This is a genomic window from Alcaligenes sp. PF14, from assembly GCF_037150615.1.
GTDB classification, from domain to species: Bacteria; Pseudomonadota; Gammaproteobacteria; order Burkholderiales; family Burkholderiaceae_B; genus Alcaligenes; species Alcaligenes phenolicus.
Genome location: NZ_JBAGRS010000003.1, coordinates 406,247 through 423,925 on the forward strand (window position 1 = coordinate 406,247; position 17,679 = coordinate 423,925).

Annotated in this window: 13 protein-coding genes and 1 riboswitch; of the genes, 11 read left to right on the forward strand and 2 right to left on the reverse strand. The window is 56.0% G+C overall.

Annotated elements, in window-relative coordinates; all coding sequences use genetic code 11:
* Positions 1–83 precede the first annotated feature (83 nt).
* Genes sdhC through gltA form a run of 6 tightly spaced genes read left to right on the forward strand, consistent with a single transcriptional unit; the run spans position 84 to position 4,994 of the window.
* Positions 84–497, forward strand: coding sequence for a succinate dehydrogenase, cytochrome b556 subunit (gene sdhC, locus WFM49_RS08890; RefSeq protein ID WP_009457694.1), 414 nt, complete (start codon positions 84–86; stop codon positions 495–497).
* On the forward strand, positions 497–880 hold the full coding sequence (gene sdhD, locus WFM49_RS08895; RefSeq protein WP_003802535.1) for a succinate dehydrogenase, hydrophobic membrane anchor protein: 384 nt from the start codon (positions 497–499) through the stop codon (positions 878–880). The genes sdhC and sdhD overlap by 1 nt, the downstream gene beginning before the upstream one ends.
* Before the next feature lie 3 nt (positions 881–883).
* A complete protein-coding gene (gene sdhA, locus WFM49_RS08900) occupies positions 884–2,662 on the forward strand; it encodes a succinate dehydrogenase flavoprotein subunit (protein ID WP_022983547.1) in 1,779 nt (592 codons plus the stop codon).
* Between the two features lie 13 nt (positions 2,663–2,675).
* Positions 2,676–3,392 carry a succinate dehydrogenase iron-sulfur subunit gene (locus WFM49_RS08905; protein WP_003802530.1) on the forward strand — a complete coding sequence of 239 codons (717 nt, stop codon included), beginning with the start codon at positions 2,676–2,678 and terminating at the stop codon, positions 3,390–3,392.
* A gap of 18 nt (positions 3,393–3,410) precedes the next feature.
* Complete coding sequence (locus WFM49_RS08910) at positions 3,411–3,671, forward strand: FAD assembly factor SdhE (RefSeq protein WP_003802528.1); 261 nt, start codon at positions 3,411–3,413, stop codon at positions 3,669–3,671.
* 18 nt (positions 3,672–3,689) lie between these two features.
* Positions 3,690–4,994 carry a citrate synthase gene (gltA, locus tag WFM49_RS08915; protein WP_022983549.1) on the forward strand — a complete coding sequence of 435 codons (1,305 nt, stop codon included), beginning with the start codon at positions 3,690–3,692 and terminating at the stop codon, positions 4,992–4,994.
* Positions 4,995–5,254: 260 nt separating this feature from the next.
* On the opposite strand, the gene lldR is transcribed toward gltA, so the two are convergent.
* Positions 5,255–6,034 carry a transcriptional regulator LldR gene (lldR, locus tag WFM49_RS08920; RefSeq protein ID WP_009457683.1) on the reverse strand — a complete coding sequence of 260 codons (780 nt, stop codon included), beginning with the start codon at positions 6,032–6,034 and terminating at the stop codon, positions 5,255–5,257.
* A 241-nt stretch (positions 6,035–6,275) separates the two neighbouring features.
* On the opposite strand from lldR, the gene WFM49_RS08925 reads away from it, so the two are divergent.
* The 3 genes from WFM49_RS08925 (at position 6,276) to WFM49_RS08935 (ending at position 10,392) form a co-directional block, all read left to right on the forward strand.
* The gene (locus tag WFM49_RS08925) at positions 6,276–8,039 is read left to right on the forward strand and encodes an L-lactate permease (protein WP_137431269.1); all 1,764 of its coding nucleotides are present in this window, start codon (positions 6,276–6,278) and stop codon (positions 8,037–8,039) included.
* 45 nt (positions 8,040–8,084) lie between these two features.
* Positions 8,085–8,157: riboswitch (Fluoride riboswitch) on the forward strand.
* An 80-nt stretch (positions 8,158–8,237) separates the two neighbouring features.
* Positions 8,238–9,479 carry a voltage-gated chloride channel family protein gene (locus WFM49_RS08930; protein WP_336972881.1) on the forward strand — a complete coding sequence of 414 codons (1,242 nt, stop codon included), beginning with the start codon at positions 8,238–8,240 and terminating at the stop codon, positions 9,477–9,479.
* 154 nt (positions 9,480–9,633) lie between these two features.
* On the forward strand, positions 9,634–10,392 hold the full coding sequence (locus WFM49_RS08935) for a class I SAM-dependent methyltransferase (RefSeq protein WP_009457675.1): 759 nt from the start codon (positions 9,634–9,636) through the stop codon (positions 10,390–10,392).
* Positions 10,393–10,666: 274 nt separating this feature from the next.
* Here the strand turns inward: WFM49_RS08935 and WFM49_RS08940 are convergent, their stop codons facing one another.
* The gene (locus WFM49_RS08940) at positions 10,667–12,961 is read right to left on the reverse strand and encodes an NADP-dependent malic enzyme (RefSeq protein ID WP_336972882.1); all 2,295 of its coding nucleotides are present in this window, start codon (positions 12,959–12,961) and stop codon (positions 10,667–10,669) included.
* 520 nt (positions 12,962–13,481) lie between these two features.
* Here WFM49_RS08940 and WFM49_RS08945 point away from each other — a divergent pair.
* Positions 13,482–16,349: a 2-oxoglutarate dehydrogenase E1 component gene (locus tag WFM49_RS08945; protein WP_009457674.1), complete on the forward strand. Its 2,868-nt coding sequence runs from the start codon at positions 13,482–13,484 to the stop codon at positions 16,347–16,349.
* 34 nt (positions 16,350–16,383) lie between these two features.
* A complete protein-coding gene (odhB, locus tag WFM49_RS08950) occupies positions 16,384–17,598 on the forward strand; it encodes a 2-oxoglutarate dehydrogenase complex dihydrolipoyllysine-residue succinyltransferase (protein WP_009457673.1) in 1,215 nt (404 codons plus the stop codon).
* The last annotated feature ends 81 nt before the right edge of the window (positions 17,599–17,679 follow it).

Genomic DNA, 17,679 nt, shown 5'->3' on the forward strand with positions numbered 1-17,679 from the left:
TGATACTGCGCCGTAGTGTCAAATAGGTGAAAATACCAAGGTTAAAAATTTTATGACTTTTTTTTATCTACTTCGAGGCCATCATGTCTGATACCGCACCCAAGCAGCGTCCGCAGTATCGCAATATCAGCGTGCCGCAGATATTGAGCTACCGCTTGCCCCTGGCTGCAAAATCGTCGATTTTGCATCGTGTCAGTGGTGCATTGCTGTTTCTTTGCCTGCCGCTCGTTCTATTGCCACTGTTCTCTTTGAGCGTCAGCTCTCCAGAGTCCTTCGAGACCTTGCGCAGCTACGTCGACAACCCTGTCTGTAAGCTGATCCTTCTGGTCCTGATCTGGGGCTACCTGCACCACTTCTGTGCCGGCATCCGCTATCTGGCACTGGACCTGCACCTGGGTAACGACAAAGAGTCCGCCAAGAAGTCGGCCGGTATGGTGTTCGGGGTCAGCCTGGCGCTGACCGTTGTGTTTGGTTTGAAACTGTTTGGGGTGTGGTAATGGCAAATCGTGAGCGCATTGGCGCAAACCGCCTGGTAGTGGGTGCCCACTACGGTACCTTGGACTTTCTGGCACAGCGTGTCACCGCAGTCATCATGGCCATCTACACCTTGGTCATCATCGGCGGCATCCTGTTTAGCAGTGAACTGAATTTCGAGACCTGGCGCGGCCTGTTCTCGTTCACGGTCGGCTCCCTGCCTTTGGGTCAGTTGCTGGCAACCTTGTTCTTCCTGTCTTTGTCCTGGCACGCCTGGATTGGTGTGCGTGACATCTGGATGGACTACGTCAAGCCCGCTGGTCTGCGCTTGTTCCTGCAAGTGTTGACCTTGCTGTGGCTGGTTGCCAGTGTCGTCTTTTTTGCAAAAATTATCTGGAGTCTCTAAACCGTGGCTTCCATCACAAAATCTTTGCCCCGCCGTCAGTTTGACGTAGTGGTGGTCGGTGCCGGTGGCGCCGGTATGCGTTGTTCCCTGCAATTGGCTCAGGCTGGCTTGTCCGTGGCCGTGCTCAGCAAGGTGTTCCCAACCCGCTCCCACACCGTGGCGGCTCAAGGTGGCGTCAGTGCTTCCCTGGGTAACATGAGCGAGGATCACTGGTACTGGCACATGTACGACACCGTCAAGGGTTCGGACTGGCTGGGCGACCAGGACGCCATTGAATTCATGTGCCGTGAAGCTCCACACGCTGTGTACGAGCTTGAGCACTTCGGTATGCCGTTTGACCGTAACCAGGACGGTACGATTTACCAGCGTCCATTTGGTGGTCACACTGCCAACTTTGGTGAAAAACCTGTTCAACGTGCCTGTGCCGCTGCTGACCGTACCGGCCACGCCATGTTGCACACCCTGTACCAGCGTAACGTAGCTGCCCGCACCCAGTTCTTCGTGGAATGGATGGCGCTGGACTTGCTGCGTAACGAAGCGGGTGACGTTCTGGGCGTAACCGCTCTGGAAATGGAAACCGGCGAAATCTACGTTCTGGAAGGCAAGCGCGTGGTGCTGGCTACCGGTGGTGCTGGCCGTATCTGGGCTGCCTCCACCAACGCCTTCATCAACACGGGTGACGGCCTGGGTATGGCTGCTCGTGCCGGTCTGCCTTTGCAGGACATGGAATTCTGGCAATTCCACCCCACTGGCGTAGCCGGTGCTGGCGTGCTGATTACCGAAGGCGTGCGCGGTGAAGGCGGTATCTTGCTCAATAAAGACGGCGAGCGCTTCATGGAGCGTTACGCTCCCACCCTGAAGGACTTGGCCCCACGTGACTTCGTGTCCCGTTCCATGGACCAGGAAATCAAGGAAGGTCGCGGTTGTGGCGACGGCAGCTACGTGGTTCTGAAACTGGATCACCTGGGCGCTGATGTCATCAAGAAACGTCTGCCTTCGATTCGCGAAATCGCGATCAAGTTCGGTAACGTGGACCCGATCAAAGACCCAATCCCTGTGGTTCCAACCATCCACTATCAGATGGGCGGTATCCCCACGAACTACTACGGTCAGGTTGTGACTCAAACGCCAACAGGCGAGAACAAGATCGTCAACGGTCTGTACGCCATCGGTGAATGTGCCGCTACTTCCGTGCACGGTGCCAACCGTCTGGGTACGAACTCCCTGCTGGACCTGATCGTGTTCGGTCGCGCTGCCGGCAACCACATTGTGGATTCGCACCCCGAGAAAACGCACGCGCACCAGGAAATCAACGAGTCCTCCATCGAGTACTCGCTGGACCGCGTCAACCGTCTGGAATCCCGTACATCGGGCGAAAAGGCACAGGACGTGGGCAACAAGATTCGTGTGGCCATGCAGGCTCACTGCGGCGTGTTCCGTACCCTGGATCTGTTGCACAAGGGTGTCGACCAGATCGAATCCCTGGTTCCCGAAGTCAAGGATATTTACTTCAAAGACAAGTCCAAGGTGTTCAATACCGCCCGTATTGAAGCTCTGGAAGTGGCCAACATGATCGAAGTGGCTCGCGCTACGACGAAGTCGGCCGCCAATCGTACTGAAAGTCGCGGTGCTCATGCCCTGAACGACCACCCAGAACGTGACGACGAAAACTGGCTGCGTCACACCTTGTGGTTCTCGGAAGGCAGCCGTCTGGAGTACAAGCCTGTCCAGATGAAGCCTCTGACAGCCGAAACGATTCCGCCCAAGGCCCGGACTTTCTAAGCAGGATACTGACATGAGCCAAAAACGTAAGGTCAAATTTGAAATCTACCGCTACGATCCTGACAAGGACGAGCGTCCCTACATGCAGAAGATCGAAGTCGAGCTGGAGCCCACCGACAAGATGCTGCTCGATGCGATCCTGCGCATTAAAAACGACATGGACGACAGCCTGGCGTTGCGTCGCTCCTGCCGTGAAGGTGTGTGCGGTTCCGATGCCATGAACATCAATGGCAAGAACGGACTGGCCTGCACCACCAATATGCGCGACTTGAAAGAGCCTGTGGTTCTGCGCCCACTGCCAGGTCTGCCGGTTATCCGTGACCTGATCGTGGACATGACCCACTTCTTCGATCAGTACCATTCGGTCAAGCCGTTCCTGATCAACGATGCTCCTCCTCCAGAGAAAGAGCGTTTGCAAACGCCCGAAGCCCGTGAGGAGCTCGATGGTCTGTACGAGTGCATTCTGTGCGCCTGCTGCTCGACCTCTTGCCCATCGTTCTGGTGGAACCCCGACAAGTTCGTCGGTCCTGCTGGTTTGTTGCAAGCCTATCGTTTCATTGCCGACTCGCGTGACGAAGCAACGGGCGAGCGTCTGGACAATCTGGAAGATCCATACCGCTTGTTCCGCTGCCACACGATCATGAATTGCACGGACGTCTGTCCAAAAGGACTGAACCCGTCGCATGCCATCGGCAAGATCAAAGAAATGCTGGTGCGTCGCAGTATCTAAAAAGGTGGGTATGTACCGATGAGAACATTGACGGAATTGGAGCGTGCGCGCCTGCGCTGGCGTGCGCGCCGGGGCTTGCTTGAAAACGACTTGATGATCACCCGTTTTCTGGATCAATACGAAAACGAGCTGACTGATCAGGACGTCTCGGCCCTGACCCGCTTGTTCGAAATGGACGATACAGTTTTGCTGGATGTCCTTCTGGCTCGCTCCGAGCCGGAAGGGCAGTACGCCACACCGGACATTCAGCGACTAGTAGACATTATGCGAAAGCTATAACCATTGAGGAAAAAAGTGATGGAATTGTCAGATAAAAAAGCCACGCTATCCTTCTCCGACGGTAGCCCTTCGGTTGAGTTCCCTGTACACAAGGGCACCGTAGGTCCGGACGTGATCGATATCCGTAAGCTCTACGGTCAGACAGGTATGTTTACCTATGACCCGGGCTTTATGGCAACGGCGGCTTGCGAATCCGGTATCACCTACATTGACGGCGACAAGGGCCAGTTGATGTACCGTGGTTACCCGATCGACCAGTTGGCACAAAAGTGCGATTTCATGGATGTGTGCTACCTGATCCTGAACGGCGAGTTGCCCAACGCAGATCAGAAGCAGGAATTTGACTCCCTGGTCACGAACCACACCATGGTTCAGGAACAGATGCAGCACTTCCTGCGCGGCTTCCGTCCGGACGCTCACCCCATGGCAATACTGACCGGCCTGGTCGGTGCCCTGTCGGCGTTCTACCATGATTCCACGGACATCACGAATCCTCATCACCGTCATGTGTCGGCTATCCGCTTGATCGCCAAGCTGCCTACTCTGGTTGCGATGGCGTACAAGTATTCTTTGGGACAGCCTTTCATCTATCCCAAGAATGATTTGTCCTACACCGGCAACTTCTTGCGCATGATGTTCGCTACCCCTTGCGAAGACTACAAGGTCAACGAAGTGGTTGAGCGCGCTCTGGACCGTATCTTCATCCTGCATGCAGATCACGAACAAAACGCCTCCACCTCCACCGTGCGTCTGTGCGGTTCGTCGGGTACCAATCCTTTCGCTGCGATCGCTGCGGGTGTTGCTTGCTTGTGGGGCCCTGCCCACGGTGGTGCAAACGAAGCTTGCCTGAACATGCTGGAAGAGTTGCAAGCCAACGGCGGCATCGACAAGGTTGGCGAGTTCATGGAGAAGGTCAAGGACAAGAACTCGGGCGTGCGCCTGATGGGCTTTGGTCACCGTGTCTACAAGAACTACGACCCACGCGCCAAGCTGATGCAAGAAACCTGCAAGGAAGTTCTGGAAGCCCTGGGCCTGGAGAACGATCCTCTGTTCAAGCTGGCCATGGAACTGGAGCGTATTGCTCTGGAAGATCCATACTTCGTCGAACGCAAGCTGTACCCCAACGTAGACTTCTACTCGGGTATCGTTCAGCGCGCTATCGGCATCCCAACGTCCTTGTTCACCGCTATCTTCGCCCTGGCTCGTACCGTAGGCTGGATTGCTCAGTGGAACGAAATGCTGTCCGATCCAGATTACAAGATCGGCCGTCCACGTCAGCTGTACGTGGGCCCAACTCAGCGCGACGTACCTGCTCAACGTTAATGCTTTCGGGCTGCGATCCCTGGGGCGTGCCCCGGGTGTTCATGTAGCCCGTAGCGTTATGAAGCAGTAGCTGGAAGGTCAAGTGCACCATTGGGTGCACTTTTTTTTGCCCGTTATTTTTTTATTGCTATGGCTACAGCCACAGCCACAGCGATCACCAACACTGCCCGCACCGCCAGAGTCGCCGGCATTGTCGCTGGCATTGTCATCACCCTATGCACGTCAACATGCAGCAGCCCCAATGTCTGACAGGCTAGGCTTCAAGGCTGAGACAGGTGGTTGTTGAAGCGGAAAATCCGCTGTTCACGAGCTTTGTTCTCTTCAGAAAATCGGACTTTGGCCTGGACATGATCCAGGTGGTGCCCGATCAGCTCGCGAGCCCGTTCTGCATCACCATCCAAAATAGCTTTCATAACTCCCGCGTGCTGCTCGGTCAAAATTTCCACTTCCCGTGCATTGTCGAACTCGAACATGGCGCGCCGGTTCTCTTTCACTGTAGAGAACACTAACTGGAACAAGCCATTCATCAGTTGCACCAGCACGACATTATGAGAGGCCATGGCAATTGCCAGATGAAATTGGGCGTCTGCACGTGCCGACAGGTCTGCATCCTGGTTTTGTTGATGCCGAACCATCACTTGGAAGCACTGTTCAATGTGCTTTTTGTCCGCATCTGTTGCTCGTTGTGCCGCATGCCAGGCTGTGCTGGCTTCCAAGGCCCGACGTGCCTCTAGAACATCATAGCGATACAAGGGGTCTTCATTGATCAGCTCCTCCAGAGGCGCAATGCTCTGGGCTGGCCAGTTGATCAACTCGCTGTCTTGAACATAAGTACCCCCACCACGGCGGGTAATCAGCAAGCCTTCAGAGCTTAGCGAGCGCAAGGCCTCCCGTATCGGTACACGCGACACATCCAGCCGTTCAGCCAATTGACGCTCGGACGGGATTCGGTCACCGGGTTGCAACTGTTCATCCTGTATAAGTTGCCGGATTTTTTCAGCAACCAGGTCCGATAGGCGAGTGCTGGGATTCATAGTCATATAGGACGCTTCTTTAAATTTGGTATTACCACTTTCTTGGTTTTTTAATCGTATTAAGGCCTTGAGGCGCCAAACTAGTCAGGGTTTCTGCTGGTAATGCAAAGGTGGTAATACCGCTATGATGCTCAAAAATACAAAACGGGAAGTGGTTGCGCTGCCCAGGGCCGGGCTCATAGCCGCATTTGTTCACCAACAAAACCTCTTCCTCCTATACGTGCAGTCACACAAAGGAGAATCCGGGATGAGTCTTTTATACACCTTGTTGGCTCTGACGCCATTATTGGTTGTTTTTCTATTGATGGTGGTGATGGGGCGATCAGCCAAACTATCGATGGGGGCCGCGTATCTGGTTACGGCGATTCTCGCTTTATTTGTATGGGGGAGCCAGGCCGAAGTTATTGCTGCAGCCACGATCAACGGTATTGTTACCGCATTGACCCTGCTGTTCATTGTATTTGGTGCCGTGCTGCTTTTGAATACGCTCAAGGTGGGCGGAGCATTAAGTGCGATTCGCCAGGGCTTTATGGATGTATCGCCGGATCGTCGCATTCAGGTCATTATTGTTGCCTGGCTGTTCGGCTCCCTGATCGAGGGCTCGTCGGGTTTCGGTACGCCTTCCGCTGTTGGGGCTCCCTTGCTGCTGGCGCTGGGCTTTCCAGCCATGGCAGCGGTGATGGCTGTGTTGGTTATCCAGTCCACGCCTGTGTCTTTCGGGGCGGTTGGTACGCCCATGCTGGTTGGAGTGCGTTCAGGTATTGATAACAAGGTTGATGTTGCAGCTGCCATTTCGCCCTTGCAGCCGCTTGAGTATTTGCAGCAGATCGTCGAGAACGTCGCCTTGATTCATGCCATGACCGGCTTTGTGATTCCACTGTTGCTCTGCGGTTTGTTGACTCGCTTTTTCGGTGAACGCCGCTCCTTTGCCGAGGGGCTGGGGGCATGGAAGTTTGCTTTGTTTGCCGGTTTGGCCTTTACCGTTCCGTACTACCTGATTGCCATTACCCTGGGCCCTGAGTTCCCCTCCATGCTGGGTTCGATGGTCGGACTGGTAATCGTGGTGAGCGCAGCTCGAAAGGGCTGGTTTGCACCTCGCAAAACCTTTGATTTCCCGGATCGCAGTCAATGGCCGTCCCACTGGCTGGGCACAGTGGCGATGGATAACACGGAATCGCAGCAACGCTTTTCGGTATTGCGGGCTTTCTCGCCGTATGTGCTGGTGGTTGCACTTTTGATCTTTACTCGTACTGTTCCTGCCGTAAAAGCCTGGTTGACGGGGCCTTCGGCCACAATCAAGGTGGAAGGTATTTTGGGTACTGGTATTTCTACATCGGCTCAGTTGCTGTTCTCGCCCGGGGCCATCTTGATTCTGGTCTCACTGGCCTGCATTGCGATTTTTCGCATGAACAGTCAGCAGTATGTCGTCGGTGTGAAAGCATCGCTGCGTACCATGGGCAGCGCAGCTCCTGCTTTGTTGTTGGCCGTGCCTATGGTGCAGGTGTTTATCAACTCGGCAGCGGCTGATGGTTCCATTGCCAGCATGCCGCTGGTGCTGGCTCAAGGGGCCGCGTCGGCGGTTGGGCAGGCATGGCCTACGGTTTCACCCTGGGTGGGTAGTTTGGGGGCATTTATTGCGGGCTCCAATACTGTCAGCAACATGATGTTTTCGTACTTCCAGTTCTCTACCGCTCAGCAAATTGGCTTGAGTGTGGACCAGTCCGCTATTGTGGTTGCATTGCAGGCGGTAGGTGGAGCGGCTGGCAATATGATTTGCGTCCATAACGTGGTGGCTGCCGGTGCGGTTGTCGGCATGTTGGGACGTGAGGGCGAGATTGTTCGCAAGACCTTGATACCCATGGTGTATTACGTCATTCAGGCAGGCCTGATCGGCCAGGCCTTGATTACTGGTGCCATGGGCTGGTGGATAGCTGCCGCAGTCTTCCTGGCACTGACCATAGGGGGCTTGAGCCTGTCCCGAGGCCGTCAGATGACGCCGGCCATGGCTTGAACATTTCGCTCTGTTTATTTGCGGCTTAAAGGAGTCGTTGTACAATTTCTTCCTGGAGATGACGTTCCTCCTTTAACCGCCGTTTCGTTCTGAAGCAGCTGATGACGTCTACAGCGACCTGACCACCGTCGGGGCTGTAGGCGTCTGCGTTTACATCTTCTGTTTGTGGTCAGCCCGATTCCATTGAGCTTACGACCCATGAACAGACTCAAAACCTCACTCTCGCTAAACCTGCTGGCCTATTACGGCAAATGGTTTGTGCTCGCTTGCTTGATTGCCGTGCTGGCAGGCAGCGCTTCCGCTTTTTTCCTTTTTTCACTCGAGCAGGCTACCTCCTGGCGGATGCACCATGCCTGGCTGATCTGGCTACTGCCGCTGGCAGGCTTGGCCGTAGGCTGGGTGTATGAACGCGTAGGGCAGTCTGTTAGTGCAGGTAATAACCTGCTGATCGAGGAAATTCACGATCCCAAGAAAGTGGTGCCGTTGCGCATGGCGCCTTTGGTGCTTGGTGGAACCGTGATTTCCCATTTGTTCGGTGCATCGGTAGGCCGAGAGGGCACCGCCGTACAAATGGGTGCCGCCTTGTCGGACCAGCTAACCCATGTGTTTCGCTTGGACCGGGAAGATCGACGCATTCTGTTGATGGCAGGTATGAGTGCCGGCTTTTCATCTGTGTTTGGCACGCCTTTAGCCGGAGCCGTGTTTGGCATGGAAGTGCTGGCGATAGGCCGTATGCGCTACAACGCCTTGTTCCCTTGTCTGATCGCCGCGATTGTTGCCGACCAGGTGGGCCTGGCCTGGGGTGTGCAGCATGCCCATTATGTCGTTGAGCAGGTCGTGCCATTAGGCGGCTGGAGCATGCTGGCTGTGTTGATCGCCGGGGTTCTGTTCGGCCTGATCGGCATGTTGTTCGCCATGCTGACTCACCAGCTTTCCGCCTGGATGAAAAAGATCATCAAGTACGCACCCATGCGCCCCTTCTGGGGCGGGCTGGTGGTGGCGATAGCTGTCTGGGCGTTGGATGCCTACCAGTACATTGGCCTGGGTGTTCCGGAAATAGTGCGCGCTTTCCACGAGCCTATGCAGTCATGGGATTTTCTGGGCAAGCTGGTGTTTACTGTCCTGTCTTTAGGCTCCGGTTTTAAAGGAGGGGAGGTCACGCCCTTGTTCTACATAGGGGCGACTCTGGGTAATGCCTTGGCTCCCTTGCTGCACATGCCTTTTTCCATGATGGCGGGCTTGGGCTTTGTGGCCGTCTTTGCCGGCGCAGCCAATGTACCGATTGCGTGCACGCTGATGGCGATGGAGCTGTTTGGCACCGAACTGGGGCCTTGGGCGGCGATCGCTTGTGTAGCAGCCTATGTGTTCTCGGGACATGCAGGGATCTATCATGCGCAACGTGTGGGTCATCGCAAGTTCAAGCATCGTCGGCCTGTTTGATCTGGGTCAGTCAGTCACTCGGCCACTCGGTGAGCGAGTGGCTAGGGATGCCCCATGTGCCTGCTTAAAAATAGTCTCTTTGTTACGCTGGTTTCCAGGCTCCGCGTTTAGCAAACTACTATATGACTTGATATCAAGAGACAAAGGTGAAGCGATGGCAGACTCCCAGTTCAAAGATCACTTTTCCCAAGTTGCAGCCGACTATGCCAGTTACCGCCCCAGCTATCCGCAAAAGCTGGCGGATGTGTTGGCCGAACTGAGTCCCGCACAGGATAGGGCGCTGGATTGTGCCTGCGGGACTGGGCAGCTTTCTGTGTTGCTGGCCAAGCGATTCAAGGAAGTGATTGCCACGGATGGCAGCGCCGATCAGATTGCTCAGGCGCAGCCGCAAGAGGGTGTGAGCTATCGCACGGCTTTGGCTGACAACAGCGGTCTGGCTGATAACAGCGTGGATTTGATCACCGTCGCGCAAGCGGCTCATTGGCTGGATCTGGGGCCTTTCTATGCCGAGGTTCAGCGTATCGCTCGCCCCGATGCCTTGCTGGCCTTGATCACCTATGGCGTCTTGCATGTGGAGGGTGCAGTGGATAGCGTCATGCAGCATTTCTACTATGAAACCATCGGCGCTTACTGGCCACCGGAGCGCCGTCATGTGGAAGAGGGGTATCGCAGCCTGGCCTTTCCTTTTCAGGAGCTGAGCTTGCCGCCTTTGGCCATGGAGGTGGATTGGAGTTTGCCACAGCTCCTGGGATACATCAGAACCTGGTCGGCTGTGAAAGCGGCTGAAAAAGCGCTGGGCGCCAGTCCCTTGAGCGCAGTGGAAGTGGAGTTGCGCAAGCAGTGGGGTGATCCCGATCAGCGTCGCCGAATCAGTTGGCCTTTGTCTGTGCGAGCAGGGCGGGTGCGGAAATAGGCTGCTCTTGGAGTGCGATGTCTGCTCATCTGGTTCGGACACTTCGCGGCTGACGGAGTGAACTTGCACAAGATTCCGGGCACCCGCTAACCCTGAGAGAGGATACGCGGCTGTGTTGTGTCCATTGTGGCTAAATGAGCTTGATCCTGAGCACCGATACTCTGTTGGATCAGGCGACAGCTTTGTTCAGCGAAACTGGGTGCCAAAGTCATCATGAAATAAAAAACCGGATGCTGCTTTACGCTGCATCCGGTTTTTATTCAGCTAAACAGGATTAGCTGTTTTGCTGGGCTTCTTGCTGTGCATCCACAACAGCCAGGGCTGTCATGTTGATGATGCGACGCACCGTAGCGCTGGTGGTCAGGATGTGGATGGGGCGAGCTGCACCCAGCAGGATGGGGCCCATGGCCACACCGTTGCTGCCTGTCATCTTCAGCATGTTGTAGGTGATGTTGCCGGCGTCCAGGTTAGGAGTAATCAGCAGGTTGGCCGAACCGCGCAGCGTGCTGTCGGGGAAGGCCTTCAGGCGGATTTTCTCGGACAGGGCGGAGTCAGCGTGCATTTCGCCGTCCACTTCCAGGTCGGGAGCGCGTTCAGCCAGGATCTGACGAGCCTTGGCCATCTTGCGGGACGACTCGGTCTGGCGGCTGCCAAAGTTCGAGTGCGACAGGAGAGCCACGCGAGGCACCACACCAAAACGACGAACTTCCTCGGCGGCCTGGATCGTCATGTCGGCGATCTGTTCGGCGTTGGGGTTCTCGTTGACGTGGGTGTCGCACACAAACAGAGTTTGTGTAGGCAGCATCAGTACGTTCATGGCGGCGAAAGTCTGGGCTTCTTTCTTCAGGCCAATGACTTGCTCAACATAGTGCAGCTGGCTGTCGTAGTTGCTGGCCACGCCGCAGATCATGCCGTCAGCATCACCACGTTGCAGCAGCATCACGCCGATCAGCGAGTTGTGCTTGCGTATCATGGCTTTGGCGATGTCTGGAGTCACGCCTTCACGTGCCTTGAGCTTGTAGTAGGCAGTCCAGGTCTCGGTGAAGCGATCGTCGTCTTCAGGATCAACGATTTGCACGTTCTTGCCCGCTTCCAGACGCAGGCCAGCTTTCTTGACGCGCATGTCGATCACGCTGGGGCGACCCACCAGAATAGGCTGGGCCAGCTTCTCGTCCACGACGGTTTGCACGGCACGCAATACGCGTTCGTCTTCGCCGTCAGCGTAAATGATGCGCTTGGGCGCAGCCTTGGCCTGCATGTACAACGGACGCATCAGCGGGCCGGTGTGGTAGGTCATGGCGATCAGCTTCTGACGGTAGGCGTCCATGTCTTCGATAGGACGGGCGGCAACGCCGGAGTCCATCGCAGCTTGGGCCACGGCAGGTGCGATCTGAACGATCAGACGGGAGTCGAACGGTTTGGGGATGATGTACTCAGGACCAAAACGCAGATCTTCGCCGCCGTAAGCAGTGGCCATATCGTCGCTTTGCTCGACCTGGGCCAGATCGGCAATGGCTTTCACGCAAGCCAGCTTCATTTCTTCGTTGATCACGCTGGCGCCAACGTCCAGGGCACCACGGAAGATGAAGGGGAAGCACAGCACGTTGTTGACCTGGTTCGGGTAGTCCGAACGGCCAGTCGCGATAATGCAGTCAGGGCGGGCAGCCTTGGCTACTTCAGGACGGATTTCAGGCTCGGGGTTGGCCAGGGCCAGAATCAGGGGCTTGTCGGCCATGGTCTTGACCATGTCGGCGGACAATACGCCAGGAGCGGAACAACCCAGGAACACGTCAGCGCCAACCATGGCATCAGCCAGGGTGCGGGCATCGGTTTCCTGAGCGTAGCGAGCCTTGTTGGGCTCCATGTTCTCGTCGCGACCTTTCCAGATGATGCCGCGCGAGTCAGCCACGAAAATGTTGCTCAGCTTCACTCCCAGGGCAACCAGCAAGTCCAGGCAAGCAATGGCAGCAGCGCCAGCGCCCGAGCAAACCAGCTTGATGTCGGCGATGTTCTTGTTGACGACTTTCAGGCCGTTCAGAACAGCGGAGGACGAGATGATGGCGGTACCGTGCTGGTCATCGTGGAACACGGGAATGCTCATGCGCTCGCGCAGCTTCTTCTCGATGTAGAAGCATTCGGGGGCCTTGATGTCTTCCAGGTTCACACCACCCAGGGTGGGTTCCAGTGCGGCAATGATGTCGACCAGCTTGTCCGGATCGGTTTCGTTCAATTCGATATCGAACACGTCGATGCCGGCGAATTTCTTGAACAGGCAGCCTTTGCCTTCCATGACGGGCTTGGCGGCCAGGGGGCCGATATTGCCCAGACCCAGCACGGCGGTACCGTTGGTAACCACGGCAACCAGGTTGGCGCGCGAGGTGTACTTGGCGGCGGCTTCTTCGCCTTCGGCGTGGATGGCCATGCAAGCAGATGCGACGCCGGGGGAGTAGGCTAGCGAGAGGTCATCTTGATTGGCTAGGGTCTTGGTAGGGACCACCGAGATTTTCCCGGGAGTGGGATACGCGTGATAGTCCAGCGCAAGTTTGGCCAGATCGGCGTTGGCATCCATTTTGGTAAAGCTCCTGATAGGATTTTCTAGTGTAAAAGTGAATCTAATTTATAAGAAATACAGTCGCCAGGTAGGTGCTGATTTGTTATAGGCAGCATATGTCATGGCAACGCTTGTTGCCTGCCTCAAGGTGACCAAGGGCAGGCTGGGCTCGGTTTGGTGGAAAAGGGGCCCGCGAAGCGCGTACTTGCTGCACCCGATTAGCATATCGGAATTTTTCCTTCATGTGGGGCAGCCAAGGGGCGTCAATCATGATTTGGAGCGCTTCTTTTGTAAGAATTCGCCCTCGTGATAGATCGATGTGTTTGTTAATGCCAACGGTATGACGCAGTCGCCAAGCATTTTAGATGTCATTAATTGCGCCTTTTGTGTGCGGCGTTATACTAGATCAATACGGCTTGTATAAGGCGTCCCACGTTGCCTTCTGCTCCTGCTATCCGCTAACCGGCGAGGTCCGTGTCGCGGAAGGTTTTCCTGCATCTCAACACGAGTGAAACACTCGGATAGGTGAAGCGTAATAATGTCATCGCAAAAAGAACTGCTCAGTAACTCTTATTTGTTCGGGAGCAATGCTCCTTACGTCGAAGAACTCTACGAGTCCTACCTCGACAATCCAGGCTCCGTCGCCGACCAATGGCGCGAGTACTTCGACCAGCTGCAGCACCAGCCTGCGACTGACGGCCGCGACAGCACCCGCGATCAAGCTCACGCTCCCATTGTCGAGTCCTTCGCTCAGCGTGCCAAAGCCAATGCCTTCCTGACCAGCGCCCAAGCACCGGACCTGACAGTTGCCATGAAGCAAGTGTCGATTCAGTCCATGATTGCTGCTTACCGCTCCCTGGGTGCACGCATTGCTGATCTGGATCCCCTGAAGCGCTCCGAACGCCCCAGCATCCCTGAACTGGACCCTGCTTTCTACGGTTTGACCGAAGCAGATCTGGACCAGGTCTACTCCGCCACCAACACTTACTTCACCAAAGCCGACACCATGACGCTGCGCGACATGCTCAAGGCCTTGCGTGATACGTACTCCCGTTCGGTGGGCGCAGAATTCATGTACATCTCCGACCCGGTCGTCAAGCGCTGGATTCAGCAGCGCCTGGAGTCGGTGCATGGCACAGGTTCTTTCAACGTTGAGCAAAAACGCAACATCTTGCAGCAGCTGACCGAGGCTGAAGGCCTGGAGCGCTTCCTGCACACCAAATACGTCGGTCAGAAACGCTTCTCCCTGGAAGGTGGCGAGAGCTTCATCGCTTGTATGGATGAAGTGGTCAACCACGCTGGCGAGAACGGCGTTCAGGAAATCATCGTGGGTATGGCTCACCGTGGTCGTCTGAACATGCTGGTCAACATCATGGGCAAGATGCCCGGTGACCTGTTTGCCGAGTTTGAAGGCCGTCACGCTGAAGGCTTGACCGACGGCGACGTGAAGTACCACAACGGTTTCTCCAGCGACCTGTCCACTCGTGGCGGTCCGGTTCACCTGTCTCTGGCCTTTAACCCATCCCACCTGGAAATTGTTAACCCAGTGGTCGAGGGGTCGGTCCGTGCTCGTCAGGATCGTCGTAGCGACGAAGACGGCAGCCAGGTTCTGCCCGTGCTGGTTCACGGTGACGCGGCTTTTGCCGGTCAGGGTGTGGTCATGGAAACACTGAACCTGGCCCAGACCCGTGGCTACGGTACCGGTGGTACGCTGCACATCGTTATTAACAACCAGATCGGTTTCACCACCTCTGATCCTCGCGATACACGCTCCACGCTGTATTGCACGGACGTGGTCAAGATGATTGAAGCCCCCGTCTTCCACGTGAACGGCGACGATCCTGAAGCCGTGGTGTTCGTGACTCAGCTGGCTCTGGACTTCCGCCGCGAGTTCAAGCACGACGTGGTGGTTGATATTGTTTGCTTCCGCAAACTGGGCCACAACGAGCAAGACACTCCTTCGATGACCCAGCCGCTGATGTACAAGAAGATTGGTCAGCACAACGGTACACGCAAACTGTATGCCGACAAGCTGGTTGCTCAAGGCATTCTGTCCGAGAACGAACCCGAAGATCTGGTCAAGGCTTACCGTCAACTGATGGAAGATGGCAAGCGCACGGTTGAACCTGTTCTGACAGACTACAAGAACAAATACGCCACCGACTGGTCTGCTTTCCTGGGCGCCAAATGGACTGACCAGGCTGACACCGCCTTGCCTATGTCCGAACTGACACGCATTGGTGAAAAACTGACCACCGTGCCAGAAGGCTTTACGGTTCACCCACTGGTCAACCGCATGCTGAACGACCGTCGTGCCATGGCACGTGGCGAAGCTCAGGTGGACTGGGGCATGGGCGAGCACTTGGCCTTTGCAACCTTGGTGAACAACGGCTACGCCATCCGTATTACCGGCCAGGACTCGGGCCGTGGTACGTTTACCCACCGTCACGCTGTGCTGCACGATCAAAAACGTGAGCGCTGGAACGACGGCACCTACATTCCTTTGCAGAACGTCTCCGAAGGCCAGGCCAACTTCACGGTGATCGACTCGGTTCTGTCCGAAGAAGCCGTGCTGGCATTTGAATACGGTTACGCTTCGGCAGAGCCCAACATTTTGACTATCTGGGAAGCTCAGTTCGGCGACTTCGCCAACGGTGCCCAGGTTGTGATCGACCAGTTCATTACGTCGGGTGAAGCCAAGTGGGGCCGTCATTGCGGTCTGACTCTGATGCTGCCACACGGCTACGAAGGTCAGGGTCCGGAGCACTCCTCGGCCCGTATCGAGCGCTTCTTGCAACTGTGCGCTGACAACAATATCCAGGTTGTTCAGCCCACCAACGGCGCCCAGATCTTCCACGTGCTGCGTCGTCAGATGATCCGTCCTTTCCGCAAGCCTTTGGTCATCATGACGCCCAAGTCCTTGCTGCGTAATAAAGACGCTACCTCGCCACTGAGCGATCTGGCTGAGGGTCACTTCATGCCCGTGATCGGCGAGACCGATCAGGCAATTGATGCAGCCGCTGTCAAACGTGTTCTGGCTTGCTCGGGCAAGGTTTACTACGATCTGGTGAACCACCGTAAAGAGCTGGAGCGCAACGATATTGCCATTATCCGTGTGGAGCAGTTGTATCCGTTTGCCCACAAGGCCTTCCAGGCAGAGCTGGCCAAGTACAGCAACGCCAAGGAAGTTATCTGGGTTCAGGACGAACCTCAAAACCAAGGTGCATGGTTCTACATTCAGCATCACATCTACGAGAACATGACCGAAGGTCAGAAGCTGGGTTACGCCGGCCGTGCCGCGTCCGCTTCGCCTGCCGTTGGTTACCTGGCCAAACACCAGGAACAACAAAAGGCGCTGCTGGAGCAGGCTTTCGGCGCTCGCAAAGGCTTCATGCTGACCAAATAACGCACCCTAAATTTTAAATACGGAAAATATAATCATGGCAATTACCGACGTTCTGGTTCCCCAACTCTCTGAATCCATCTCCGAAGCCACTTTGCTGGAGTGGAAAAAACAACCTGGCGAAATGGTCCAGGCTGATGAAATCCTGATCGAAGTCGAAACCGACAAGGTTGTGCTGGAAGTTCCCGCTCCTGCCTCGGGCGTGCTGAGCGAAATCGTCAAGGCCAACGGCAGCACTGTGACTTCCGGCGACGTGCTGGCCCGTATCGACTCCGAAGGCAAGGCCAGCGCTGCCGCTCCTGCCGCCGCTGCACAAGAAGCCGCTCCTGCTGCTGCCCCAGCCGCTGCCGCTCCTGCTGCCAGCTCCGCCGCCTCTTCGGTTGCTTCGCCTGCTGCTGCCAAGATCCTGGCTGAAAAGGGTGTGGAAGCCAGCTCCGTGGAAGGTTCCGGCCGTGGTGGTCGCATCACCAAGGGTGACGCTCTGGAAGCCAACGCCGCTGCTGCTAAACCTGCTGCTGCTCCTGTTGCCCCCCCAACCCTGTCCCTGGACGGCCGTCCAGAGCAGCGCGTGCCCATGAGCCGTCTGCGCGCTCGCATCGCCGAGCGTCTGCTGCAGTCGCAGTCCGAAAACGCCATGCTGACCACGTTCAACGAAGTCAACATGCAAGCTGTGCTGGATCTGCGCAAGAAATACAAAGATCAGTTCGAGAAAGAGCACGGCGTGAAACTGGGCTTCATGTCCTTCTTCGTCAAGGCTGCTGTTGCCGCCCTGAAGAAATACCCTGTACTGAACGCCTCGGTTGATGGCAAGGACATCATCTACCACGGTTACTTTGACATCGGTGTGGCCGTTGGTAGCCCACGCGGTCTGGTGGTGCCTATCCTGCGTAACGCTGATCAAATGTCCATCGCTGACATCGAAAAGCAAATCGCTGACTTCGGTGCCCGTGCCCGCGACGGCAAGCTGACCCTGGAAGAAATGACAGGCGGTACCTTCTCGATCTCCAACGGTGGCGTGTTCGGCTCCATGCTGTCCACCCCCATCATCAACCCACCTCAGTCCGCCATCCTGGGCATTCACGCCACCAAGGACCGTGCTGTTGTGGAAAACGGTCAGATCGTGATTCGCCCCATGAACTACCTGGCCATGTCCTACGACCACCGTATCATCGACGGCCGCGAAGCCGTTCTGGGTCTGGTGGCCATGAAGGAAGCCTTGGAAGATCCACAGCGTCTGCTGTTGAACGTCTAAGCACGCGGTAGTTTCGGTCTAGTATGTTTACGGCCAAGTGCTTGCTTCTAAGCCTTGGCCGACTTTGTTTAAGGCCCTGGG

Bases quoted from the DNA above. Each gene is read 5' to 3' on its own strand.
- WFM49_RS08940 (WP_336972882.1), bottom strand. From the start codon at position 12,961: ATGGATGCCAACGCCGATCTGGCCAAACTTGCGCTGGACTATCACGCG.
- sdhD (WP_003802535.1), top strand. From the start codon at position 497: ATGGCAAATCGTGAGCGCATTGGCGCAAACCGCCTGGTAGTGGGTGCC.
- gltA (WP_022983549.1), top strand. From the start codon at position 3,690: ATGGAATTGTCAGATAAAAAAGCCACGCTATCCTTCTCCGACGGTAGC.
- WFM49_RS08945 (WP_009457674.1), top strand. From the start codon at position 13,482: ATGTCATCGCAAAAAGAACTGCTCAGTAACTCTTATTTGTTCGGGAGC.
- lldR (WP_009457683.1), bottom strand. From the start codon at position 6,034: ATGACTATGAATCCCAGCACTCGCCTATCGGACCTGGTTGCTGAAAAA.
- sdhC (WP_009457694.1), top strand. From the start codon at position 84: ATGTCTGATACCGCACCCAAGCAGCGTCCGCAGTATCGCAATATCAGC.
- WFM49_RS08935 (WP_009457675.1), top strand. From the start codon at position 9,634: ATGGCAGACTCCCAGTTCAAAGATCACTTTTCCCAAGTTGCAGCCGAC.
- WFM49_RS08905 (WP_003802530.1), top strand. From the start codon at position 2,676: ATGAGCCAAAAACGTAAGGTCAAATTTGAAATCTACCGCTACGATCCT.
- WFM49_RS08930 (WP_336972881.1), top strand. From the start codon at position 8,238: ATGAACAGACTCAAAACCTCACTCTCGCTAAACCTGCTGGCCTATTAC.
- odhB (WP_009457673.1), top strand. From the start codon at position 16,384: ATGGCAATTACCGACGTTCTGGTTCCCCAACTCTCTGAATCCATCTCC.
- WFM49_RS08910 (WP_003802528.1), top strand. From the start codon at position 3,411: ATGAGAACATTGACGGAATTGGAGCGTGCGCGCCTGCGCTGGCGTGCG.
- WFM49_RS08925 (WP_137431269.1), top strand. From the start codon at position 6,276: ATGAGTCTTTTATACACCTTGTTGGCTCTGACGCCATTATTGGTTGTT.